Source organism: Natrinema altunense (assembly GCF_000731985.1).
Classification (GTDB): domain Archaea; phylum Halobacteriota; class Halobacteria; order Halobacteriales; family Natrialbaceae; genus Natrinema; species Natrinema altunense.
In genome coordinates, this window is record NZ_JNCS01000014.1 from 19895 (window position 1) to 42525 (window position 22631).

Sequence of the window (22631 nt, forward strand, 5' to 3'; positions counted from 1 at the left end):
GTCCGTCTCGGATCTGACTCCGCTCGACGACTGAAATCATCGGCTTGCGCCTGCTACCTGCGTAAGTTTCGACGCGCTTCGATCGGAGCCGATGACACTGCTGTCAACGACACAAACTATACCTGACGGACGGCCGTAGGGGGAGGCATCGATGGACATCGGGCGGCTACTGTTTCTCTCCGTGGCGTTCGTAACGCATGCAGTCGTCGGCTACGCGCTCGTTCGCGGCTTCACCGGCGTCGACCAGCGAACGGGGGCGTGGTTAGGCCTCGGGTTCGGGTTCGCGCCGGACGCTGACTTCCTGTTTCCGGCGGACTGGGGGTGGCCGTTCGTTCACCGCGGCATCACACACGCCCCGCTGTTCGCGCTGGCGGTCGTCGGCGGCGCGTACGCCGTCTCCAGACGGCGATCGGTCGCGCTCGCCGTCGCCCTCGGACTCGGATCACACATCGTGATCGATTCGCTCTCGACGATGGGCGTGCCGTGGCTGTTCCCGCTGCGGCTGAGTTGGAACGCGGGCCTCGACGTACACGGTCCGATCGGGACGGTCCTGCTCTGGGCGCTCTCGATCGGTGTCCTCGCGTCCCGAACTGACGACGTCTCGTGGATCACATAACCGCGCTTGGAATCGCCGCTCGAGCGGATCGGTCGCTCATCCCGCCGGGGCACCCGCTGTGGAGTGGCCGATCGCCAGAAGCAGTGCCGCGAACAACGCGATCGTGCCGGCGAGCAGGAACGCCCGATTGACCCGCGCGTTTTTCGATTTGAACCAGTCGAGGGTCACGTGGACCCGCGAGACGGGCGCAAACGGGCTGATTCCCATCGGCGTCACGACGTCCCCCGCGAGGTGGGCGAGGATACCGCAGGTCCCTACGACGAACCCGAACCCGAACCCGAACTCGCCACCCGAGCCGAATCCCCAGCGAGCGACGAGTATCGTTCCGGCACCGGCACCCAGACCGACCAGCAGGGCGAACCAGACGGTGTGCGTCGGCCCGCGGTGGTCGATCCACGGAAGCCCCTGATCGAAGTCGGGAAGGGTCGCCGCGGCGAGTATCAGCACCGCACCCCAGAGCGCCACCTCGAGCGAGTAGCCGGCGCTGATCACGGGGAGGACGGGCGCGTACAGGAGCGCGTTGAATCCGGCGTGGCCGTCCCGGTACATTGCAATCGGTCGTTCGTCCTCGGGTTCCCGGCGGGTTAACTGCTCGGGACCGACCCGCTTAGGTGACGGTCCGAATGCCGAACGCGGATACGGACGCGCCGCCGATGAGGATCGGCAGCCAGTAGAACGCGCCCCTGAAGAGCAGGACGGCCGCCGTGACGACCGACGCCGCGACACCCGTCGTCGGGACCAGCAGCGTGACGAACGCGGCCTCGATCCCACCGAGGCCGCCCGGGAGCGGGGCCGCACCGGCGATATTTGCGAGCGGAATCGCGAACAACAGGACGTACACCGGAACGCTGTGCCCTAAGGCGGCAAACGCGGCCAGCAGCGCCGCGACCTGGAAGAGCCACCCACACAGCGAGAGTCCGATGATCGCGCCGAGGCGCCATCGGTTCGTCGCGATCCGCTCGATGTTCTCGAAGAACCGCCCCATTCGGTCCGTCAGGTCGTCCTCGAGCGTCTCGGAATCGAACCGTTCGAGGCCGAGTCGCCCGATGCGGGGCGCGATGATGGCCGGGAGTCGCTCGATGATCGTCTCCCGGAACCGCCAGACGAGCACCATCGCGATCGTGATGGCACCGAGCAACACGACGGCCGATCCGACGGCCGTCTCGAGGCGGTCGCCGACGGCGGCGGTGGTCGCGTAGTACCCGACGCCGACGAAGACGAGCGAGATCGACGGGATGACGTTGAGGACGTCGACGCTGGCGATTCCGACGAGCCCGGTTTCGTAACGCGAGTCGGAGACCCGCGAGATGAGCAGCGCCGCGACCGGTTCGCCGCCGGCCTGGCCGAACGGGGTGACGTTGTTGGCGAAGACGGCTCCGGCGTAGACGAAAAACGACTTGACGAGCGGTACCTCGACGCCGAGCGTGGCGAGGACGGTTCGAAGCATCAGGCTCCAGGCGGCGAGCCAACAGATCGCGAGGCCGAACGTCGCCGCGACGAGGGCGGGGTCGGCCGAGAGCAGCGCGTCGAGAATCGGGCGCGCACCAACGACGAAAAACAGGACGGCGAGGACTGCGATCGCTCCGAAGACGCCGATGAGAAACGCGCGCCGGCTTCGCTCGTCCATAGCTGATATGGATCGTCGTCCGACTTGAAACGTCTGATCGGTGTCAGTCGTTCGTCGATCGGATGACGGGCTCGCGGTCGAACTCGCTCCGACGCCCGCGGTCGCTCCGGAACGGCTGTAATCCGGGATTGTCAATCGAGCCCGGGGTGCGACGACGACGACCGCTGCGGCTCAACAACTTACTACGACGGAGTATACGCGGTTTTCACGCTGTACGTGCTCTATAACGAATTGTCGGCCCGCCGAGTGGCCCAGTGGTCCGATGACCGATTTCGCGCACCCGGTAGCGTCGTCTCCGCTTGCCAACGACGGGGTGGACTCGCGGTCGACGACTCGAGGACACACAGCGGGCCGCGAGAGGCAAGACGAGACGCCGCCGTCGAACGTCCTGTTCGTCGTCTTGGACACGGTCCGGAAGGATCACCTCGGGCCGTACGGATACGATCGGGAGACGACGCCGGTCCTTTCCCGGTTCGCCGCGGAGAGCACTGTCTTCGAGTCGGCGGTCGCGCCCGCACCGTGGACGCTGCCGGTCCACGCCTCGCTGTTCACCGGGCGCTATCCGAGCCAGCACGGGGCCGATCAGGGGAGTCCGTACCTCGACGACGCCGCGACTCTCGCGTCGGTCCTGTCGGCTGCGGGGTACGAAACGGCGTGTTTCTCCTCGAACGCCTGGATCACGCCCTACACCGGTCTGACCGACGGGTTCGACGAACACGACTCGTTCTTCGAAATCCTCCCTCGGGACGTACTCTCCGGGCCGTTGGCGGGCGCATGGCGGGTCGTCAACGACAACGACTATCTGCGCGAACTGGCGTCGACGCTCGTCAGGCTCGGGGCGATGGCCCACGAGCGGCTGGCCAGCGGCGACGGGGCCGACACGAAGACGCCGTCGGTCATCGATCGGACGACGTCGTTCATCGACGGCAGCGAGAGCGACCGCGGCTGGTTCGCGTTCGTCAACCTGATGGACGCGCATTTGCCCTACTATCCGCCCGCGACGTATCGTGAGACGTTCGCGCCCGGCGTCGATCCGGACGCCGTCTGCCAGAACTCGAAGGAGTACAACGCCGGCATCCGGGAGATCGACGACGAAGAGTGGGCGGCCATTCGCGGACTGTACGACGCCGAGATCGCCCACATGGACGCCGAACTCGGACGCCTGTTCGACTGGCTGCGCGCGACCGACCGGTGGGCGGAGACGGCGGTCATCGTCTGCTCGGATCACGGCGAACTCCACGGCGAACACGGTCTCTACGGCCACGAGTTCGCCCTCTACGACGAGCTGATCAACGTCCCGCTGCTGGTAAAACATCCCGCCATCGGGACCGAGCGGCGCGACGAACTCGTCGAATTGCTCGATCTCTATCACACGACCCTCGATGCGCTGGCCGTCGAGCCCACCGGGGCCGTCGGGTCCGGGACGGAAAACGGCCCCGTCGCCCGCGATCCGACACGCTCGCTGCTCTCGAGCGAGTACAGGGCCTTCGACGAAGTCGCGGATCCGGACCCGGGCCAGCGAGCCGTCATCGACGGGCGCGACGGGACCGAGTACGCCTTCGTGGAATACGCCCAACCGGTCATCGAACGCCACCACTTGGAGCAGAAGGCCAGCGAGGCCGGCATCACGCTCCCGGCGGACCACCGGGCCTACTCGCGATTCCGGGCCGCGCGCAGTACCGACGCCAAGTACGTCCGCGCGGATCTCGTCGCGGACGAAGGGTATCGGCTCGCGGCCGATCCATGCGAGGAGTCGCCAGTCGATCCGGCCGACGACGACATCGTCGCCGCGACCGAACGGGCGCTCGCCCGGTTCGAGGACGCCGTCGGCGGCGCGTGGGATGCTCCGAGCGACCCGTCCGCCGACGAGTCGGACGCCTTCGCCGAGGCCGACGAAGCGACTCGGGATCGGCTGCGCGAACTCGGCTATCTCGAGTGACCGCCGCATCGATCAGCTGTAGAACGGGGTAATAACCGATAAACCGTCCGATCAGGGCGGTAACGGTGACTTTCAAGAACCAATAAGAATACAGGGGTCGAATCGAAAGGTAGCCGCAACGAATGGACGACCAGCACTTCCTCGAGTCGGAGTGGGATTACTGTCTGGTGCTGGATGCGTGTCGGTACGACGTGTTCAGCGAGGTGTACGACGAGTATCTCGACGGGACCTTGGAGAAGCGCTGGAGTACGGGATCCTCGACGCCGGAGTGGGCATATCGGACCTTTACCGGCGAGCACGATATCGCGTACTTCTCGGGGAACCCCTTCATCAACGATCTCGGAATTCCGCTAAACGAACTCAAGTGGGGTGCGAGTTGCGACTACGAATGGTCGGCGTCGGAGCACATCAGCGACGTCTTCGACGTCTGGAAGTCCGGGTGGGACGACGACCTCGGAACGGTCCCGCCCGAGAGCCTTGCGGAGGCGTTCCGAAACAACCGCGAAGCTGTCGCCGAGGCCGAACGGACGGTGCTTCACTACATGCAGCCACACGCTCCCTACCTCTCCCGTGGGAAAGGGCAGAAACTCAAACAGATCCAGAAGGGGATCCGCAAACAGGAGGAAGCCGAAAAGGACACGGACGGCGGCGACGATGGTGGTGCACTCTCGTCGCTCGGCGACTCGATCCGGCCGAAAGTCGAGAACACGCTCGAGGGGAGCGAATTCGCGCAGAAGGCGGGCCTGTGGCTCGAACTCGATCCGACCGAACTCGTCAAGAACGGCACGCGGGAGGCGGCGCTGGAACTCTACGAGGAGAACCTCCGGATCGCGCTCGAGTCCGTCGCCGATCTGGTTGAGGAACTGGACGGTCGCGTCGTCGTGACCGCCGACCACGGCGAGGCGTTCGGCGAAGAGGGTGTCTGGGAACACCACATCGAAACGCACATTCCGCCGCTGATGGAGGTACCGTGGCTCGAAGTCGAGTGAGTCCCGCGCGGTCGGACGGTGCAAGCGACCGCCGGTTCGGACCGAACCGATCGTGTATCGGGCGGTAATCGCATTCAGCCAGGGGATCCGGGATGAAGATCAGCCACTACTTCGAGTTCGAGGACCACGTTACCGGCGGCATTCACGAGTCCGTCGTCCACCAGCGGAAGATGCTGGATCGACTGGACCTCGAGTATACGGTCGAGCCGACGCTCGACGCCGACGTGTTCCACTGCAATCTCATGGGGCCGCGCTCGGTCTGGTACGCAAAGCGGGCCCGATCGCGGGGGGTGCCCGTCGTCGCGAATACACACGTGACCGCGGAGGACTTCGGGGACAGCTTCCGATTTACCAACGCCCTCGCGAAACCGCTGTCACCCTACCTCCGGTGGACCTACGGGCTGGCCGACGCGCTGGTCTGTCCGTCGGAGTACAACCGGGACCTCATCGAAACCTACACCGACGTACCGACGACGGTCATTTCGAACGGCGTCGACCGAGAGAAACTCGAGGGGTTCGAGTCGCTCGAGGCGGAGTACCGCGAACGGTACGATCTCAGCCCGCCGACCGTCTTCCTCGTCGGCCACGTCATCAAGCGCAAGGGTCTCGAGACGTTCGTCGAACTGGCGCGTCGGCTGCCGGGCCTCGACTTCGCGTGGTTCGGGCCGCTGGATCTCTCTCTGAAGGGACGGGAGACGACGAACCTGATCGAGGACGCCCCGGACAACTGTACGTTCACCGGCTTCGTCGACGACATCCGCGGTGCGTACGCGGCAGGCGACATCTTCTGTTTCCCGACCCACGAGGAAAACGAGGGGATCGCGCTACTGGAGGCGATGACCGCCGGCAAACCACTCCTCGTCCGGGATATCGAGACGTTCTCGTGGCTCGAGGACGGCGAGGATTGTCTGAAGGTTGCCGACGCGGGAGCGGACGGGTTCGCGAACGCGCTCGAGCGACTCAAAGATCCGACGCTCCGGAACCGGCTCGGAACGAACGCCGCCCGCCGCAGCGAGGCGTTCTCGCTGTCGACGGTCGCGAACCGATATCGGTCGCTGTACGACGAGGTGTGCTGAATGAAAATCGGATTCTTTACTGACAGCTATTTTCCCGAGATAGACGGCGTAACGTATACGATCAAGCTTTGGCGCGAGGAGTTAGAACGCAAGGGCCACGAGGTGTACGTCGTCTATCCCGACGGCGACTACGAACCCGGCGATCGCGAGTTCCCCGTCAGATCACTGCCGAACCCGTTCTACGCCGGCTACCGAATCCCGCTCGCCAGACGGACGTCGACGCTCCCCGACCTCGATGTCGTCCACTGTCACGGCCCCGCACCGATCGGCATCCTCGGCCGGTACTACGCCTGGAAACACGATCTGCCGACGATCTACACGCATCACACGCCCCTCGAGGAGTACTTCCACCAGAGCATCAAACTCGAGTCGGTCGCGGGGCTGCTCTCGAAGCTGTACGTGCCCGGCGAGAACGCCTTCCTCCGGAGCTTCGACGTCGTGACCGCGTCGACAGAGCGGATCGAGCGCGACGTCGAACACGTCCAACTTCCGGTCGGGATCGATATGGACTTCTTCCAGCCCACCGCGGAGGACTGGTATCCCGATCGGACCGTCATCGGCTACAGCGGCCGGCTCAGCATGGAGAAAAACGTCAACGAGATCCTCCGGGCCGCCGAAGAGCTACCGGCGTACGACTTCGTCATCGTCGGCGAGGGGCCGTACCGCGACTCCCTCGAGCGGGCGGCGCCGGACAACGTCGAACTCCGGGACTTCCTTCCCCGCGAGGAGCTGCCGACCTTTTACTCCTCGATCGACACCTTCGTCACCGCCTCGACCGCCGATACGCTCGGCCTTTCGACGCTCGAGGCGAACGCCTGCGGGACGCCCGTCGCGGCCACCGACGCGCCGCCGTTCGACCGAACGATCGGTCCCGACAACGGCGAGCGCTTCGCGTACGGCGATCTCGATTCGATGGTCGAGGCCATCGAGACCTGTTTGGCGACCGACCGCGAGACCAGAGCGGCCGTCGAACGCTACTCGGTCGGCTACACCATGGACCACCTCGAGCAACTGTATCACAACGTCCCGCTCTCGAGGGACGAGGCGGCGACGGATGTCGAGAGCCCGTGGCGGCTCTCCGAGGAAGAGCGGAGCTAAACCGCGTCCCCGACGATGTTCGGGTCCGGAACTGGTATGCACCGGAGCCCGACCGAACGCACGCATGGTCGGAACCGACGACGGCGTCGCCAGCCCCGGCGGATCGGTCCCAACTGACTCACCATCGACGCGATCTTCATCGGGGTCGAATCCGCTTTTTCGGTCGTCGACTCTCGGTGCCAACGATCCCTCACCAGTGAACCTGTCTGACTCGTTACAATCCCGTCCGAGAATCGAACCAGAACGACATAGATACCGTAGCTCGTCGTCTCTGATACGATGAGACAGACGAGATACCTGCTTGTAATCGGAGTGACCGCGTTAGTGCTGATCAGCGCCGTCGGGCCGGCCCTGGCTCACGAAACCCAAGCTGTCGCCGGGAACGAAGTGACCTTCGGCGGGGCGGACGAGCCGCTGGTCACCGGCGAGCGGATGTGGCTCGAGTTCGAGATCGTCGACGCGGAGTCGGGCGACCCGGTCGAGAACGTCTCCGAGAACCTGACCGTCTCGGTCCAGATGGAGGGTCACGAGAAGACAGCCCTCGAGAGCAGCGACAAGTACGGCGAGCCGGGCGTCTACGAAGCCCCGGTCGTCTTCACCGAGGCGGGCGACTACGTCGTCCACCTGGAAGGGACCATCGACGGGGAAGCGGTGCACACACACTTCGAGAAAACGGTCGACGATCGCGCCGCCCTCGAGTATCCAGGTGACGATGCCCAGTCTAGCGCCGGCAGCGACGAGTCGCAGTCCGACGGGAACGAAACGCAGTCGGCCAGTTTCGCATCAGCGACCACCACTGCTGTCGCCGTCGGCATCGTCGGGATCGCAGCGGCAGGCGTGATGATCCTCCGTCGCCGGAGATAACGCCGGGTCGTTCCGTTCGTCGCCGGAGTGGTGACCTGCTCCGGCTCCGATCGATTCCCGTCAGTGCTCTGGCGCTGACGGTGCGTTGTCAGTTAGCACTTATATGGATCGCTGGGCTCTAGTGGTGGTATGAGCGATCCGTTCGTCGTCGTCGGCGGTGACGCAGCGGGAATGTCAGCGGCGAGCAAAGCCAGGCGTGCCGCTCCCGACCGCGATATCGTCGTCTTCGAGCGGGGCGAGTGGGTGTCCTACGGTGCCTGCGGGCTCCCCTACTACGTCAAAGGGGAGATCCAGTCGCTCGAGGATCTCGTCTCGGTGACGCCCGAGGAGTTCCGGGAGGAACGCGACATCGATCTCCGGACCGGCCACGAGGTCGTCGCCATCGACACCGACGAGCGGACGGTCACCGCCGAGAGCGAGTCCGGAACGGTCGTCCAGCCGTACGGTCACCTGCTGATCGCGACGGGTGCGGAGTCGGTGGTGCCGCCCGTCGACGGGGTCGACCGGGAGGGCGTGTACACCCTCGGCTCGATGAGCGATGGGAAGGAACTGCGCGAATACGTCGCCAGAGCGCGCGACGACGCGGACCTCCAGCAGCCCGACCGGGGACTGGCCTGTCGGTACCTCGAGGACTGCACCGGTCCGGTCGCGGTCGTCGGCGGCGGCTACATCGGGATCGAGATGGCCGAGGCGCTGGCGGCCAACGACTTCGAAGTGAACCTGTTCCAGCGCGGCGACCGCGTCCTGAAGGGGTTCAGCGACGAGACGAGCGAGTACGTCGCCGAGCACCTCCGAGACGAAGACGTCGTGCTCCACCTCGATGCCGAGGTCCGGGCATTGTCGGGTGATGACCGCGTCGAAGCGGTCGTCACGGCCGACGATCGCATCGAGGTCGAGATGGTGTTGCTCGGCACCGGCGTTCGTCCCCGGACCGACCTCGCCGAGGCCGCCGGGATCGAACTCGGCGAGACCGGGGCGATCGCCGCAGACGCCTATCGCGAGACGAACGTCCCCGACGTCTACGCCGCGGGCGACTGCGCCGAGGCGACACACGTCGTTACCGGCGAGCCGGCGTACGTCCCCCTGGCGTTGACCGCGAACCGACACGGCCGCGCGATCGGCCGGACCGTCACCGGGACGCCGACCGAAGGGGGCGACATCGCCGGCACGGCGGCGGTCAAGGCCTTCGACAGCGAGGCCGCTCGAACCGGGATTCTGGATCCCGAAGAGGCCCGCGCGGCGGGGTTCGATCCGGTAACCGAGACGGTGACGGCGAAATCGCGCGCTGGCTATTACCCCGCTGACGGAACCGTTACCGTCACGCTGACCGCCGATCGCGATTCCGGTCGCGTCCTCGGTGCGAGCCTCGTCAGCGAGTACGGCGAGGGCGCGGTCCATCGGAGTCACGCTATCGTCGCGGCACTCGAGGCGAAGGCGACCGTCACCGACGTCGAGAACTACGATCTCGCGTACGCGCCGCCGTTCAATACCACGTGGGACCCGGTTCTGGTCGCCGCGAAGGTACTCGCCGGAACGCTGCGAGACACCGACATGGAGCCGTGATCGTCACGTCACCGACCGCCACCGGCGAGGCGGATCGGGAACTACCAAGTGGCTCACCCACGACAGGTCGAAACCGCATGGCCGACGACAGCGACTCGCTCGAGGGGGGCGACCGACGATGACCGACGGCGCTCTCTCGCGTCTCCGCACCCGGATACGGGATCGTCTCGAGGGGCTCCGGTGGTGGGTCGCCTTACGGGTCGGCGGAGCGCCGCGATGTACGGAGTGTGGCGACGAGGCGGCGTGGATCGCCGAATCGGAAAGGGAACCGCGCTGTTTCAAACACATTCCGAGCGAGGGAATGGATGCGATACGCGACGTCCGGCCCGCGGACTGCTTCGCTGACTGGGACGAGGCGTCCGCCGACACCTGATCGCCTGCGGTGGCCGATCCAGTCGGCGCTGGGTCCACTCGCGGCCGAGGACCGTGCTAATGTCCTCGCAGCGCGTCGTACGCGTCGCCGAAAGCCAACACCACCGCGATCTGCGTTCCAAACGCCTGGGCGGGATGGGCTTTCGGACGGCGACCCGCCCGAAACACGTATCAGCAACCCATCCAATTAGGGTGATATGAACCGCCGAACACTGCTCCTGGGAAGCGGCGTCGCAGTATCGACCGTGCTTGCGGGGTGCTCGAGTGACGAATCTGCCGACGAGGGCAACGGCGGGAGCGGGAACGGGACCGACACCGGTGACGAGCCGTCGGAGTCGGACGTCGACACACTGCGTTCGATCGGCGAGACGATCGATCGCGACGAGCCGCTGTTCGATCCCGACGCGGAGCGCTACGAGGGCAGCGGCCGAGAGAACGTTACTGACCTCTCGCTCGACAGCGGACTCACGACCCTCGCCTTCGAGTACGACGGCACCTCGGATTTCGTCGTGATGCTCGGCGGCGATGACGAGGCTGTCCTCGTCAACGAGACCGGCGCGGTCGAGGGCGCGACCGGAATCGCGACATCGGCGGGCGACTACGTGCTCGACGTCGCTGGTGACGGCCACTGGACCCTCCACGTCGGGCAACCGCGTGCACCCGACGCGGAGATCCAGACACCGCCCGTCGAGGCGAGTGGCACGGGTCCGGCCGTCGTTGGACCGGTGGGGATCGAAGGCGCGGCGACCGTCAGCGGCGGGCACGATGGCGAGCGTAACTTCATCGTCATGGCCTATACCGAGGACGACAGCGGTCAGTTCGCTGGCGAGGAAGTGTTCAACGAGATCGGCGCAGTCGAGAGCGAAACGACGGTCGACCATCCGGGCACCGTCTGGATCGACGTCCAGGCCGACGGCGACTGGTCGCTTGCGGTCGAGTAACCGCAAGGCGACTGCGGTCCCGACTCGGTGATCGCGGTCCGGAACGCACTGCCCGGCGCGGTCCACCGGCATCGTCATCCTCGATTACCGGCGATCGCAGTGCTCACGGTCGAGGTATACATCGTCCGGTCGTGTCTCCGAAAAGCGGCGGGTCCGGTGACAGTGGGACGCGCCCGCCGCCGAGTCCAGGAGTGATGCCAAGGGGCTGATTGGATCGACGTCTGTCGCGCACAGCAGGTACGCGACAGTTGACACGTTCGGTGGCAGCTATATCAACGTCCGGCCGATTCCAAGCCCGTTGGAATCGGCCTCCCCTTTCGAGCGGTCAACATATCGACCTGCCATCGCGAGCGCTCGAGGACGTTCCCGAAATCGGTCGCATACATCAGTACTAGACACGCCGGCGAGTGGTAACCGAACGGCTGGCCCGGGATCGACGTCCCACGGAAAACCGCCACTCGGGCGAAACGGCCAGCGATGAGTCGGCCGGTATGGAGCCGAAACTGACCGGTAACACTGCTGTTACCTGTCTATGTGGGCGATGACGTTAATGGGAACTCGATGCGACGTATCGATGGCGAGAGTCGCACGACTCCACCCGTCGATCCGACCCGAGACATCGACGATGCTCTCGCCGCATCTGCGGTCGGGTCGGCACACTCGACACCGTCCCGATCCCAGGTTCACCCACCACTGGACACACCATGGCGGTGCCGTCCCCCTGCCGGCCCTTGGCCGGCAGTTCCGACCAGTACGCCGCTCGTCCGCTCGGTGCGATTCCGTTCGTTCGGATCAGGGTCCGCTCGCCGGACGTAGCAGTTGGCCAACAAGTTTATGCCGCATAGCGACGAAGCCGTAACTGGCGAGGAACGATTCAGTCGTTGCCCTGACGGAATCAGCCAATCCGAGACGTACGGTCCTCGCCTCCCGAGATCGGCTCGGACGTCAATAGCCATGATGTGTTCCGATCTCGGTTTCCCTCACCCCTGCCTCCCCCACCTCGGCAGGGGCTGAGTCTCCGACGACAGCCTCTACCGGACCCTTCTCGAGTACATCCGTGAGTGAGTCGGATCGTTCCGGATCGGCTGTGAACGGATGCGGCATGTCGGCCTCCGCTACCCTTGCTCCCGACGAGTCGAGACGAAGCGACGGGCACCGCCGGCGATGCCGCCCGCTCGACCTCGAGCCCACCGAACTCGTCGCCTCGAGTCCGGACGCGGAATCGAACGCTGACTCGGTTCACGTCGCGAACATCGCGGGAGAGGACGGGGAGTCACGACTACAGCGATGGCCGGAGTAGACGGCGAGACCACTCATCTCACAGAAGGATCAAGTGAGATGAACGTAACGGGAGAGTATGGACCGAAGACATTTCCTGATGGGGATCAGCGGTGTGACGGCAGCGCTTGCGGGATGTAACAGTAGCAGTGACGAGTCGGACGGACCCGAGGGGCCGTTCGCCGATCTGCAGGAACTCCCCGAAACCGAGGCGTTACTAACCCAGCATCGGCGCACGCTCGACGACCGTTCCTTCGTCTCCGAGGAGGAACGCATGGAAAACCCCTCCGAAATCGGAGCCTCTGAGTCGACCGCACAGACGATCCGCAGCGGTGAGGCCGGGACGCTCGTCAAAGCGGACGACATCGCCAGAAATCTCAGTAGCGACGGGAAGCAAGCGGTGTGGTTTACCGGCACTGCGCGTATAAGCCGGATCACACATACGTTCAATCCGGACGGAATCACGCCGCCGTATATCGATGCAGAGACCGTGTCGCGAATCGTTTCCGTGGCCGAACTCGAGCGGGTCGACGTAACCGGTGACGACGAAGAGGTGTACGTGTTCGAGGCAAGTAGCGCCGACGAGGAAGCGGCACGGGAGCTCGATCTCGATGTCAGCGCGATCGACGTTCGGATGGAGATCGCCGCAGCGGGCTATATCCGCTCGATTGAGACGGAACTCACCGCTGCAGAGCCCGCCGACGCCGAGCAAGCGACCACTAGTCTGTATCAGTACGACGTGACCGAACTGGGCGACGTAACCGTTTCCGAGCCCGACTTCGTCAGCGATGCAGTTCGGATCGAGGGCGAACTTTCCGAGGACGGTTCGACGCTCGTCCTCGACCACGCAGGGGGGCCGGCCGTGTCCGCTGATACCGAACTCATCCTCCAGGATGCGAACGTCTCTCAGCCCCAACGAGGGGCGTCCTTCCCGGCGGCGTTCGAATCGGGAGACCAAGCGCACGTCTACTGGACCGCAGCCGAGGAACCCGCGATTAGCGTGGACGGAACCCCGTCGGACGTCGCCCGGAATTTCGCCGTCCCCTCCCAGCCCGAGGAGCGGGTCGTTTTCCTGTCCGAACTGCCCGAGACGGGACCCAAACGGTTCGTCGTCCGAATCGGACAGCGGGAGTAGTCAGGCCTCGGTCCGCTTGCCGTCCGCCGCGTCTTCAGTTTCGGGGCCGGTCCCTCCATCGTCGATGTACCCCCGTCGGATGTACGCAGCCTGCTGTCCATCGAGACGGGACTCGATCCGCCGGAGTGCCGCTTGGCGCTGGGGCTTGGAGTAGCCCTGCAGATGGTACCGAGCCCACGTTCTCGCCGCGTACAGTTCCCGCTCGTAATGGACGTCACAAGGTATCGACTCGAGACCCGCGACGTAGCTGGCCCAGACGCGCTTGTGACCGTTAAGGAGTTCGAAGCGGTCACCACAATCCCGAACGATCGGGGGCGGATCGGGGCGACCGCGGTCGCGGATCGCGGCGATGTAGTCGCGGTTTTCCGCCACGGTGAAGTTCCGCGAGTGGTACGGATTCGGATCGATGGCATCGAGTGTGAGTTGCATCGGTTCCAGTTGATCGATCCGGCGGAGCCTCGACTTCGGAAACGAGTAGTGGCGGAGTCCGTCCCGGTTTATCTGGGCGAGTGCGAGCGGGAGCCCGCCGGTGTAGAGCGGATATGCGTCCTCGAGGTCGTCCCGAAAGACCACAACGACGACCGGATCGGTGGCTGGGTAGTCCGGATTCGAGTCCGCGACGGTGCCCCCGGGAACGCGCCAGTCCGCCGCGATCGCGTTCGGTGTTTTGACCACGACCGCGGGGCTGGGCGACGTGTCGTCGGCATCGATAACGATGTCGCCGGGTCCGATCGACGACTCCTCCGAGCTCGTGTCACTCATCGCTACACTCAATTGAAATAATGTGTCGGAGCAGTATAATTGACACGTTCTATCCGATGGTCGTCACACCCATCCGTTTCGCCGCGCTCGAGGACGTGATCCCGGGTTCAGGGACTGCTCGAAGACGCCCAGCGGCAGCAACAGCCGGCTATCGAGTCCCGTGGATCGGCTGAAAGCGACTGACAGGCGACGATAGTTTGTCGTCATTGAACGTCACCGCGCACCTGCTCGCACGGCGGTCGTGCGATCGGCGTGTCACTCGTCTCAGTCGTGACTGGAGGGACCGACTACGAGAACGCCACTGGTGCAAAAAATGATGGGAGCGGGGACGGTCGTACCGATGTGCCGTGACGTGTCGCGCAGCGAAGCGACAAGCGTCGAGGGACCGCGTTTCTATGCCGACCGGATCGTGACCTCGAGACTGCCGGGCACGTCCCGTTCGACGACATCCGCGGGATCGCCGTCGAAGAGGATGCGGTCCTGGCCGCTGTCCACGTACCCCTTCGCGACCGCAGTATCGTTGTAGTTGTCCCGCTCGAGGTGATCCCGCTGGAGGAACTCTTTGTCCCTGTACTCGGCGCTTGCGTCAGGGACCTCGATATCGAACTGCCCGCTTGCAGACCCGGGCGCCTCCACGACGACTTCGTTCTCGTAGGCTGCTGCCGCCGTTCCGGTGGCGGCCACACTCCCGACAGTCAGTACCGCTGCCGTCTTCTTCACAAACGATCTTCGACTTGGTGCATTTTTACCGGACATGCAAACTAACGTACTACACATAAGTAAATAATAGTCTAGCCTAATCTAATTTGGGACGAACCACAGAATCAGGATTTCCTGAACGTGTTTGGCGGCCGGCCGTCGCTCCGCTATAGTCGCCACCGAACGTCACTGCGCACCTGCTTGCACGACGGCTGTGTGTGAATCGGTTCAGTGGCTACTATAGTCGAACCTGCTCGGCGGTCGTCCGGCATCGGTGGGGCACCGACCCAGCCGCGACGTTCCGACGGCACGTGTCCGAGAAACACGGTTTTCCCGTCACGTCTCTCTCGTCTACGATTGCGGCTATCCGACTGTCCGCTTTGGGTGTGACGCGGTTCGCTCGGTTTCGGTGCCCGAACCGCTTGGAACGAACTCACCCACGTCCGTGGGAGTCGTCGTCTGTCATTGGTGGATCGTTAGCGGCAGGTCTGTCAGTAGTGGCTCACCGGGGCGGCCCGCTGCGGAAGACGCCACGGAGCCCACGCCGGTTGAGTCCGCTGGGTGTCTTCGGCGAGTCGACGGCGTCGCGACGTTCGTGTTCGCCCTCGAGGTGGCAGCGCTTCCGGAGGTTCGGCGGGTGGCCGTTCTGCTCGTTCTCGTCGCGATGGTGGACGTCGACGCGATCGGCGATATCGAACGTACGACCGCAGCCGGGACAGCGTCGACCGCCGCGGTCGTCGTGAACGCGTTCACGATGTCGGTCCCTTGAGTCAGATCGCGAAGTCCTTGCCGTCTTCAAAACAATTGCCAATGATGCATCGTCGGCGGCTCACTCTGTGAGGGAGTCTGATACCCTTTCTGACAAAAAGATGTTCTGATGGTCTATACAACGGATTTACCGAATCCGATCACCCATTCCGCTCAAATTGGACATAAGCGCTAGAAACCCATCGGTCCGTGCCAGCAATATCAACTAGATACCACTTCTGGTCATCTTTTTGTTCGGACTTGACAACCTTGCCCGATGTTCCGCTCGGATAGCTCTCTCTGTTCTCGAAGTCCAGCGTCTCGAACGTATCAACTGATTTATTGTCATTCCGGAGAGAAACAATATCTCCCGGGTTAATTTCATTGTGTGATGCAGAAGCACCGCCGACAGCAGCAACCGATGCCCCTCCAGCGGCGAGAGTTACGCCAGACGTTTTGATGACGCTTCTACGAGTCAGACCGCTGCTCTCCTCACCAGACATTGCAATTGGATCTTATAGCCTACGACAATAATTGTTTGCCCGTACTTTGTAATATAGTTGGGAATCCTCCTTGATCAGGAGAGGATATTGATATGGAGTATATTGGCAACACAATGGTCTATAGAAAACCAGTACCTGATAGCCAACGTAATTGAAGTCGGCCTCGGACTGGTCGTGACAACTCACTCTCGGCAGGCGTCGCAACTACAATCTCAAACGGTACATCTACCAGCCCACCTCTGGACGGGTGGTAGCGAGTTGGAGAAGTAGGACCAGATGGTCATTGGTGAAGCACTCAATGTGTAGTCGTCCTCAGTGTTATCTGTCGAACTCCCGCCGTCAGTGAGCGGAACCGCGCTATTGAGAGCCCGCTTGACCTTGAAGTCCCACATCTTGCCGATGACGGTCCAGACGATGATTGTCGTCCCGATGCCGATCTCGTAACGCGGTGGGTCCGCGTTAGTGGCGAAACACCTCGTGGGCGTCGAAGATCAGCCGACAGTGACGACACTCGCGGCGTGTCGGTTCGTGATCGAGCCGTGTCGGCTCGCCAAGGATCCGACCGCACCCCGGACACATCGGGAGCCGGTCGAAGTAGTCACTCTCGGTGCTCATGCCGCGACACCTCCTGTTGAGGTCTCTATCGCAGGATGTGGTTCATCCGCTACAGGAGCTAACTGAGCAGAACCAGAGTGCCCACGCCCCTGATGGGGGGTTCTTACGTGGGAATGTAAAGAACTTGATGAGTGCCCGGGGAGGGCTCCGAACCCTCGATCTCCGCATGTCCCAGGTTCGAGGCTCGGCAGTCCTCGAGGGACACGGAGGCTTCCAAGGCGAAACCGCACCGAATCTCTGAACCCTATGAGTGCGGCGCTATGTCCAGCTAAGCCACCCGGGCTCGATTACGAGTAGTGGGGTGTGTTTCTTTAAGCTTTGTATTCGGAGTCGCCGTGCAACGTGGACCCACGGATTTATCACATGGTATTACGAACTCCGCTGCATGAGCGTTCCCGGTATCGTCCAGTCTACTCTCGACGGCGAGGAGATCGCGGCGCGCGTCTCTCTTGGAAGCGATGACGAACTCTTCATTACCCCCACGAGGACGATCGTGTACCGCGCCGACGGACTGCTGAGCGACGAATCGGCAGACGAATTTCCCCACGACGCCGACCGCCTGACCATCTCCGAGGGGCGACGCAAGACGAAATTCGTGCTCGAGTATCCCCTCGACGGCGAGCGAACGTTTACCGTACCCGGCAAGAAGACCGACGACGTGCTACACCCCGTCCTCGCCGGCGTCTTGAACGGAAACGGGATCACCGATCCGGGCGAGACGGTCGTCAAGACCTACCGCTTTAGCGAACTGACGCTCATCATCACGAGCGACCGACTCGTCAAACACATCGGCAGTGCCGTCTGGGACGGAGATTACGAGGAATACCACTTCGCTGATGTGACCAACCTCGACTTCGAGGACGGGAGCGTTGCCACCCAGATCGTGCTCACCGCGAACGGTCGGCCCCAGCGGATCAAGGCGCCGAACGAACAGGCGAACGATCTCCGGGAGCGACTCAAGCGGGCGCTGTTCGACTACCACGACGTCGGCTCGCTGGCGGAACTGAACGAGGCGGTCGGCGACGACGACGAGTCGACGGCCAGTAGCGAGGGGTCGGTCGATTTCGGCGGTGGCGTGGACCCGCTCGATGCCGACCCGCCCGAACCGGACGACCGCGACGTGACCGGCGACCCGGCGACCGGGACGAGGGGAGGGTCGACTGAGTCGCTGGCCGGCAGTAGCAGAGACGAGACCGCGACCGCCGATAGCGGGTCGGCGACGACGGGAGCCGATGGGAGCGAGAGCCAACCGGAAACGTCGACATCGCGGGCGGCGTCGCCAACTGCCGATCACGATCACGCGTCCAGCCTCGAGGACACGGCGGACGTCGCGGAGGCGGAGACGGGTTCGGTTTTCGAGGCCGCCGAGACGACTCCGTCGCCCGCTGACGACGCCGCCGCAGTGGCCGCGGCATCCGATCGGACGATCGTGACCGAAACCGACCCCAAACTCCTCGAGCGACTCGAGTCGCTCGAGGAGGCGGTCGACCGTCAGAGCGAGGTCATCGAGCGACAACAACAGACGATCGAGCAACTGATCGCGGAACTCCGGCAGGGGCGTTAGTCGTCCCGGCCGGTCACTTTTCGAATACACGACGAGCCGAAGGGGCCGAGTTCGCCGGCCTCGAGATCGATGAAGTAGCCGGTCGAGAGGCCGGAGCCACAGCGTCGACAGGAGAATTCCCCGTCTTTCGTGATGACGTCCTGCTCGAAGCGGACGTACTGGCGACTCTTCGGCCGGACGATGCCGTCGTCGCGCTCGATGATGCCCCGGAGTTCGGCCTCGTCGAGGATCGTCCGCGTTATCGTCGGGTCGCTCGTAACCGTCTCGATTCGGTCGACGGCATCGGCCAGCGAGAGCGATTCGTGCTCGAGGCGGGCGAGCAACGCCAGGCCGAGGGCGACGCGGTCGTCGTCGGCCTCGAACGGGTCGTCGGCGTCGCCATCGGTGCCGGTCCGATCGCCGTCGTGATCCATCGATCCGTGCTGTTGGCTCGGTCGGAATAAACGTTGTCGCTCTCGAGTGCAATCGTCATGATTCGGAGAGAAAAGAACGACGGCGGCCGTTCCCACGCTGTGGGAATCCGCCGGCCGTTGATACCTCCGCTTCACGCCAGTCCAAGCGAAGGCATCACACGGCCGGAACACGGAGTCCGGCGGAGAGAAACCAATGAGTCAGACGACTGTCGATACGGCTGCCGAGGGATCGGCCCGGAACGGAGAGCGCGAGCGGCCCCCCGAGCGACAGGGAACGGAGTGTCCGGAATGTACCGGCTCGATCCGTCACGATGCGGAACACGGCGAGCGGACGTGTACGGAGTGCGGGCTCGTCCTCGACGCGGACGCGATCGATTACGGCCCGGAGTGGCTGTGTCTCGATGACGAGGAGGACCGACGCCGGGTCGGGCCACCGGTCTCGTCGATCAAACACGACAGGGGGTTGAGCACGACGATCGGCTGGCGAGACGAGGACGCGTACGGCAACCGGGTTTCGGAGCGCAAGCGCGAACGGCTCCGGCGGTTGCGGACCTGGAACGAGCGGTTCTCCTCGAAGAACGCCCAGGAGCGGAACCTGAAACAGGCCTTCGGCGAAATCGAACGCATGGCGTCGGCGCTCGGCCTGCCGGAGCCGTGTCGCGAAACCGCCGGCGTCCTGTACCGCCGTGCCGTCGACGAGGACCTGCTCCCCGGGCGATCGATCGAGGCGATGGCGACCGCCTGCCTGTACGCGGCCGCGCGGCAACACGGCACTCCCCGGACGCTCGTCGCGTTCGAATCAGTCAGTCGCGTCGAGAAGGTCCCCGTTCAGCGCGCGTATCGGTACCTCTCGAGCGAACTCGGGCTACGGATCGAACCCGCCGACCCGATCCACTATCTCCCACAGTACGCGTCGGCGCTCGAGGTCAGCGACGACGCCGAACGGCTGGCCCGCGAGATACTCGAGGCGGCCAAGGCCCGCGATCTCCACAGCGGGCGGAGTCCGGCCGGATTGGCCGCCGCGGCGATCTACGGCGCGGCCCGACTGACGAACGAACGGGTCACCCAGGCGACCGTCGGCGAGGAAACCGGCGTCAGTTCGGTGACGGTCCGGAACCGATATCGCGAACTCCTCGACGCCTACGAGGAGGGCCGCGACCGCCGATGACCAGACGCGAACTCGAGTGGACGGTTCTGGCAGCGCTGGCAGAACGGTCCCCCTGCTACGTCGTCGACCTCGCTGCCGCGATCGACGAACATCCGGTCGCGGTCGAGACGGTCTGTGCCAGCCTCCGCGACCGGGGGGAGCTCCGGTCGATCGGCTACCGGCGGTACGACGTCACCGCGGCGGGCCGGCGACAGCTCGCCGATGGACACGACGACGACCCCGTCTGAGCGGCGACGCGGCTCGTCAGGGGTCACCAGACGAACTCCGCTTCGCCGGCCTCGGACTCGTCGACCGCCTCTTTGGCGGTGCGACCGCGCTCCTGGAGGGCGTCGATTCTGGGGACGTCCGTGACGGTCGAGAGCAACACCGTCGCCGTGAGCGTCGCGGAGTCGGGACGGGGTTCGTCACCGGCGAGGACCTCGACGGTCCCCGTTTCTTGCTCGAGCCAGTAGCGGGCGCTCTCGAACCCCTTTCGGGAGACCGCCGTCGGCGGCCCGGAGAGGACGACCAGCACGCGGTACGTGCTGTCGACCGCACAGGGGAGCGTGAGCTGTGAGTCGATCGCCCGGCGAACGAGTCGTTTGACTTCGGCGGCGTCGGCCGGGCCGTCGACGGCGTCCCCCGCGAGCCACGACGGGAGCGGGAGCCACGACGGGAGCCAGGAGAGGCCGTCGTCGGACCGGTCGAGTTCGAGGGTCGCCCGGCCGATCGAGGAGACGCCGCCGGTCTCGAGCGTTCGGGTGATGTCGCTGGCGTCGATCCGGTTCTCGGCGGCCGTCGTCATCGCCGCCGATTCGCTGGCTCCGAACGCCGTCATGACGTGCGAGACCGCGGTGCGGTCGAGTTCGTCGTAGGGTCGGTCCGCCTCGGACTCCGCCGTGTCGGTGTACGAAACCGTCGAGCGCCACGCGTCGTTGTCGAAGCAGATCACGTTGTCGGCGATTTCGACGAACGACTGGAGCGCCCGGGACGCGGTGAGCGCGCAGTGATCGGGCTCGTCGGCTTCCGGCAACACGCCGAGCGCGTAGATAGGCTTGTCACAGATCGCCTGCAACTCCTCGAGCAGTACTGCACCGGCGCCGCCGCCGGTGCCGCCGGCGAGCCCCGCGACGAGCAACAGGCCGTCGACGTCGTTGAAATCGACGGCATCGAACGCGCGGCGAAGTTCCTGAACGTCCTCGCGGGCGACCGTGACACCGAGGTCCGGATCGCCCCCGACGCCGTCGGCGTCGACGTCCGGATGGATGTCCCCGAAGCGTACCTGACACTCCGACGGGACGTGAGTGATGTCGTCGAAGGCGTCCGCCGCAGTATCGAAGACGAGGACGTTCCCGTTACAGAGGTCCCGGCCGGTCTCTAGCTCCCGCTCGAGCGCTCGGTCGACGATCCGTGAGCCGGCGTGACCAACGCCGATGAGAGCGAGCTTCATTGGTGAATGTTCCGTGACATGGTTGGCTCGCCGTGTTACACGACCGGGTCGAGTTCGTCGTTCTCGTCGGTGATCAGTTCGTTAATCTCCTCTTCGCGGGCGGCCTCGAGTTCCGCGATCTTGTCCTGTGCGTCGACGGCCTGGCTCTGGATCTCGTCGACACGTGGCGTTTCGGTCACGTTCGAGAGCAAGACCACGGCCGATAGTTCGGACGCGTTGGGCCGTGGATCGTCGCCGGCGAGGATATCGACGGTGTCGGCCTCGTTCTCGAGCCACTGGCGGGCGCTCTCGATCCCCTTTCGGGAGATCAGCTCCGAGGGTCCCGAGAGGATGATCAGCGCCCGGTCCGCACTGGTGACTTCACAGGGGATCGTCAGCCGGGAGTTGACGGCGCGCCGAACGAGCCCCTTGATCTTCGCGGCGTCGGTGGCGTCCCCGACCGGCTTCTCGTCCTCGCGGAACCTGTTCAACAACCCCTCGTCGGTGTCGCCACTGATAGTCGTCGAGGCGTAGCCGATCGAGGAGACGCCGTCGGTGTCGAGCGTCCGCATGATGTCGCTCGAGTCCATCGCGTTCTCCGCGACGTCCGTCTCGTCGATCTCCCCGGCGGCGAGCAGCGTCACGATACGGACGGCGAGTTCCCGGTTCATCTGCTCGTAGCCTTCTTCGATGGTCTGCCCGCGGGAGCGCCAGGCGTCGTTGTCGAAGGCGATGAAGTTGTCGACTTTCTGGACGAACGATTGCAGCGATCGCGCGGCGTTCAGCGCTGGGCGTCCGCCCTCGTACTCGCCGGGGAGAATCCCGAGCCCGTAGACCGGCTCGTCGTACATCTTCTGGAGTTCCTCGATCACGACCGGGCCCGCACCGCTCCCGGTACCGCCGCCCAGCCCCGCCGCGACGATGATGGCGTCCACTTCGTGGATTTCCACGTCGTCGAACGCCCGCCGGATCTCGTCGATGTCGTGTTTGGCGACCTCCGCGCCGACCTCCACGTCGCCGCCGACGCCGTGTCCTTTCGCCTTCTTGTGGGTGTCGCCGATCAGTATCCGTCGATCTTCGGGTACGTAGTCCGGTTTGGCGAGGTCGGTCCTGGCGGAGTTGATCACCAGAACGTGCCGACAGAGGGAGCGACCGGTTTTGTCCTCGAACTCGAGCATCCGGTCGATAATCTTGCTGCCGGCGTTTCCAACGCCAATTGTCGCGAGCTTCATAGGTCACCTATCTCGACCCATG

The 22631-nt window shown here is 64.5% G+C and carries 23 protein-coding genes and 1 tRNA gene; 14 read left to right on the plus strand and 10 right to left on the minus strand.

The features are described 5' to 3' along the window. The first annotated feature begins 151 nt into the window (after positions 1-151). Positions 152-616: a metal-dependent hydrolase gene (locus ALTAJ2_RS17280; RefSeq protein ID WP_007109700.1), complete on the plus strand. Its 465-nt coding sequence runs from the start codon at positions 152-154 to the stop codon at positions 614-616. A gap of 36 nt (positions 617-652) precedes the next feature. Here the strand turns inward: ALTAJ2_RS17280 and ALTAJ2_RS17285 are convergent, their stop codons facing one another. Continuing rightward, entirely contained in the window at positions 653-1165 is a 513-nt protein-coding gene (locus ALTAJ2_RS17285; RefSeq protein WP_007109699.1) for a metal-dependent hydrolase, read from the minus strand. A gap of 58 nt (positions 1166-1223) precedes the next feature. Then, entirely contained in the window at positions 1224-2243 is a 1020-nt protein-coding gene (locus ALTAJ2_RS17290; RefSeq protein WP_007109698.1) for a lysylphosphatidylglycerol synthase transmembrane domain-containing protein, read from the minus strand. Between the two features lie 262 nt (positions 2244-2505). Between ALTAJ2_RS17290 and ALTAJ2_RS17295 the strand changes: the two genes are divergently transcribed. The 9 genes from ALTAJ2_RS17295 to ALTAJ2_RS17340 all read left to right on the plus strand — a co-directional run bounded on the left by ALTAJ2_RS17295 (position 2506) and on the right by ALTAJ2_RS17340 (position 13498). After that, positions 2506-4182: a sulfatase gene (locus ALTAJ2_RS17295; RefSeq protein ID WP_275039510.1), complete on the plus strand. Its 1677-nt coding sequence runs from the start codon at positions 2506-2508 to the stop codon at positions 4180-4182. A gap of 122 nt (positions 4183-4304) precedes the next feature. Beyond that, a complete protein-coding gene (locus ALTAJ2_RS17300) occupies positions 4305-5171 on the plus strand; it encodes a hypothetical protein (RefSeq protein WP_007109696.1) in 867 nt (288 codons plus the stop codon). A 92-nt stretch (positions 5172-5263) separates the two neighbouring features. Beyond that, complete coding sequence (locus ALTAJ2_RS17305) at positions 5264-6247, plus strand: glycosyltransferase family 4 protein (RefSeq protein WP_007109695.1); 984 nt, start codon at positions 5264-5266, stop codon at positions 6245-6247. After that, positions 6248-7345, plus strand: a complete 1098-nt coding sequence (locus ALTAJ2_RS17310; protein ID WP_007109694.1) for a glycosyltransferase — start codon at positions 6248-6250, stop codon at positions 7343-7345. Positions 7346-7669: 324 nt separating this feature from the next. Beyond that, positions 7670-8209 (plus strand): FixH family protein, encoded by a 540-nt coding sequence (locus ALTAJ2_RS17315; RefSeq protein WP_007109693.1) that lies wholly within the window; start codon positions 7670-7672, stop codon positions 8207-8209. Between the two features lie 129 nt (positions 8210-8338). Further along, complete coding sequence (locus tag ALTAJ2_RS17320) at positions 8339-9772, plus strand: FAD-dependent oxidoreductase (protein ID WP_007109692.1); 1434 nt, start codon at positions 8339-8341, stop codon at positions 9770-9772. A gap of 118 nt (positions 9773-9890) precedes the next feature. Next, positions 9891-10145, plus strand: coding sequence for a hypothetical protein (locus ALTAJ2_RS17325; protein WP_007109691.1), 255 nt, complete (start codon positions 9891-9893; stop codon positions 10143-10145). Between the two features lie 196 nt (positions 10146-10341). Then, positions 10342-11085, plus strand: a complete 744-nt coding sequence (locus ALTAJ2_RS17330; RefSeq protein ID WP_007109690.1) for a hypothetical protein — start codon at positions 10342-10344, stop codon at positions 11083-11085. 1357 nt (positions 11086-12442) lie between these two features. Then, positions 12443-13498: a hypothetical protein gene (locus tag ALTAJ2_RS17340; protein WP_239647755.1), complete on the plus strand. Its 1056-nt coding sequence runs from the start codon at positions 12443-12445 to the stop codon at positions 13496-13498. On the opposite strand, the gene ALTAJ2_RS17345 is transcribed toward ALTAJ2_RS17340, so the two are convergent. After that, a complete protein-coding gene (locus ALTAJ2_RS17345) occupies positions 13499-14260 on the minus strand; it encodes a ParB N-terminal domain-containing protein (RefSeq protein ID WP_007109687.1) in 762 nt (253 codons plus the stop codon). A gap of 393 nt (positions 14261-14653) precedes the next feature. Then, the gene (locus ALTAJ2_RS17350; RefSeq protein ID WP_007109686.1) at positions 14654-14980 is read right to left on the minus strand and encodes a hypothetical protein; all 327 of its coding nucleotides are present in this window, start codon (positions 14978-14980) and stop codon (positions 14654-14656) included. 616 nt (positions 14981-15596) lie between these two features. On the opposite strand from ALTAJ2_RS17350, the gene ALTAJ2_RS20345 reads away from it, so the two are divergent. Then, positions 15597-15728, plus strand: a complete 132-nt coding sequence (locus ALTAJ2_RS20345) for a hypothetical protein (RefSeq protein ID WP_275574380.1) — start codon at positions 15597-15599, stop codon at positions 15726-15728. A 139-nt stretch (positions 15729-15867) separates the two neighbouring features. On the opposite strand, the gene ALTAJ2_RS19305 is transcribed toward ALTAJ2_RS20345, so the two are convergent. The 3 genes from ALTAJ2_RS19305 to ALTAJ2_RS17355 form a co-directional block, all read right to left on the minus strand. After that, positions 15868-16209, minus strand: coding sequence for an SH3 domain-containing protein (locus ALTAJ2_RS19305; RefSeq protein WP_144240271.1), 342 nt, complete (start codon positions 16207-16209; stop codon positions 15868-15870). Between the two features lie 459 nt (positions 16210-16668). Then, complete coding sequence (locus ALTAJ2_RS19865; RefSeq protein ID WP_007109685.1) at positions 16669-16824, minus strand: hypothetical protein; 156 nt, start codon at positions 16822-16824, stop codon at positions 16669-16671. A 132-nt stretch (positions 16825-16956) separates the two neighbouring features. After that, a tRNA-Met gene (locus tag ALTAJ2_RS17355) sits at positions 16957-17107 on the minus strand. A 102-nt stretch (positions 17108-17209) separates the two neighbouring features. Between ALTAJ2_RS17355 and ALTAJ2_RS17360 the strand changes: the two genes are divergently transcribed. Continuing rightward, positions 17210-18388 (plus strand): DUF7115 domain-containing protein, encoded by a 1179-nt coding sequence (locus ALTAJ2_RS17360; RefSeq protein ID WP_007109684.1) that lies wholly within the window; start codon positions 17210-17212, stop codon positions 18386-18388. On the opposite strand, the gene ALTAJ2_RS17365 is transcribed toward ALTAJ2_RS17360, so the two are convergent. Then, complete coding sequence (locus tag ALTAJ2_RS17365) at positions 18385-18801, minus strand: DUF5830 family protein (protein ID WP_007109683.1); 417 nt, start codon at positions 18799-18801, stop codon at positions 18385-18387. The two genes, ALTAJ2_RS17360 and ALTAJ2_RS17365, sit on opposite strands and share 4 nt — an antisense overlap. A gap of 193 nt (positions 18802-18994) precedes the next feature. On the opposite strand from ALTAJ2_RS17365, the gene ALTAJ2_RS17370 reads away from it, so the two are divergent. After that, a complete protein-coding gene (locus tag ALTAJ2_RS17370; RefSeq protein ID WP_007109682.1) occupies positions 18995-19969 on the plus strand; it encodes a transcription initiation factor IIB in 975 nt (324 codons plus the stop codon). Continuing rightward, the gene (locus ALTAJ2_RS17375) at positions 19966-20196 is read left to right on the plus strand and encodes a hypothetical protein (protein ID WP_007109681.1); all 231 of its coding nucleotides are present in this window, start codon (positions 19966-19968) and stop codon (positions 20194-20196) included. The genes ALTAJ2_RS17370 and ALTAJ2_RS17375 overlap by 4 nt, the downstream gene beginning before the upstream one ends. A gap of 23 nt (positions 20197-20219) precedes the next feature. Here the strand turns inward: ALTAJ2_RS17375 and ALTAJ2_RS17380 are convergent, their stop codons facing one another. Together ALTAJ2_RS17380 and ALTAJ2_RS17385 are read right to left on the minus strand one after the other, a co-directional pair. Then, entirely contained in the window at positions 20220-21398 is a 1179-nt protein-coding gene (locus ALTAJ2_RS17380; protein WP_007109680.1) for a tubulin/FtsZ family protein, read from the minus strand. A 35-nt stretch (positions 21399-21433) separates the two neighbouring features. Beyond that, a complete protein-coding gene (locus ALTAJ2_RS17385) occupies positions 21434-22609 on the minus strand; it encodes a tubulin/FtsZ family protein (RefSeq protein WP_007109679.1) in 1176 nt (391 codons plus the stop codon). Positions 22610-22631: the final 22 nt, after the last annotated feature.

Excerpts from the sequence above, each read along its gene's own strand:
- ALTAJ2_RS17280 (WP_007109700.1), top strand. The coding sequence starts at position 152 with ATGGACATCGGGCGGCTACTGTTTCTCTCCGTGGCGTTCGTAACGCAT.
- ALTAJ2_RS17285 (WP_007109699.1), bottom strand. The coding sequence starts at position 1,165 with ATGTACCGGGACGGCCACGCCGGATTCAACGCGCTCCTGTACGCGCCC.
- ALTAJ2_RS17290 (WP_007109698.1), bottom strand. The coding sequence starts at position 2,243 with ATGGACGAGCGAAGCCGGCGCGCGTTTCTCATCGGCGTCTTCGGAGCG.
- ALTAJ2_RS17295 (WP_275039510.1), top strand. The coding sequence starts at position 2,506 with ATGACCGATTTCGCGCACCCGGTAGCGTCGTCTCCGCTTGCCAACGAC.
- ALTAJ2_RS17300 (WP_007109696.1), top strand. The coding sequence starts at position 4,305 with ATGGACGACCAGCACTTCCTCGAGTCGGAGTGGGATTACTGTCTGGTG.
- ALTAJ2_RS17305 (WP_007109695.1), top strand. The coding sequence starts at position 5,264 with ATGAAGATCAGCCACTACTTCGAGTTCGAGGACCACGTTACCGGCGGC.
- ALTAJ2_RS17310 (WP_007109694.1), top strand. The coding sequence starts at position 6,248 with ATGAAAATCGGATTCTTTACTGACAGCTATTTTCCCGAGATAGACGGC.
- ALTAJ2_RS17320 (WP_007109692.1), top strand. The coding sequence starts at position 8,339 with ATGAGCGATCCGTTCGTCGTCGTCGGCGGTGACGCAGCGGGAATGTCA.
- ALTAJ2_RS17325 (WP_007109691.1), top strand. The coding sequence starts at position 9,891 with ATGACCGACGGCGCTCTCTCGCGTCTCCGCACCCGGATACGGGATCGT.
- ALTAJ2_RS17330 (WP_007109690.1), top strand. The coding sequence starts at position 10,342 with ATGAACCGCCGAACACTGCTCCTGGGAAGCGGCGTCGCAGTATCGACC.
- ALTAJ2_RS17340 (WP_239647755.1), top strand. The coding sequence starts at position 12,443 with ATGGACCGAAGACATTTCCTGATGGGGATCAGCGGTGTGACGGCAGCG.
- ALTAJ2_RS17345 (WP_007109687.1), bottom strand. The coding sequence starts at position 14,260 with ATGAGTGACACGAGCTCGGAGGAGTCGTCGATCGGACCCGGCGACATC.
- ALTAJ2_RS19305 (WP_144240271.1), bottom strand. The coding sequence starts at position 16,209 with ATGTCTGGTGAGGAGAGCAGCGGTCTGACTCGTAGAAGCGTCATCAAA.
- ALTAJ2_RS19865 (WP_007109685.1), bottom strand. The coding sequence starts at position 16,824 with ATGAGCACCGAGAGTGACTACTTCGACCGGCTCCCGATGTGTCCGGGG.
- ALTAJ2_RS17360 (WP_007109684.1), top strand. The coding sequence starts at position 17,210 with ATGAGCGTTCCCGGTATCGTCCAGTCTACTCTCGACGGCGAGGAGATC.
- ALTAJ2_RS17365 (WP_007109683.1), bottom strand. The coding sequence starts at position 18,801 with ATGGATCACGACGGCGATCGGACCGGCACCGATGGCGACGCCGACGAC.
- ALTAJ2_RS17370 (WP_007109682.1), top strand. The coding sequence starts at position 18,995 with ATGAGTCAGACGACTGTCGATACGGCTGCCGAGGGATCGGCCCGGAAC.
- ALTAJ2_RS17375 (WP_007109681.1), top strand. The coding sequence starts at position 19,966 with ATGACCAGACGCGAACTCGAGTGGACGGTTCTGGCAGCGCTGGCAGAA.
- ALTAJ2_RS17380 (WP_007109680.1), bottom strand. The coding sequence starts at position 21,398 with ATGAAGCTCGCTCTCATCGGCGTTGGTCACGCCGGCTCACGGATCGTC.
- ALTAJ2_RS17385 (WP_007109679.1), bottom strand. The coding sequence starts at position 22,609 with ATGAAGCTCGCGACAATTGGCGTTGGAAACGCCGGCAGCAAGATTATC.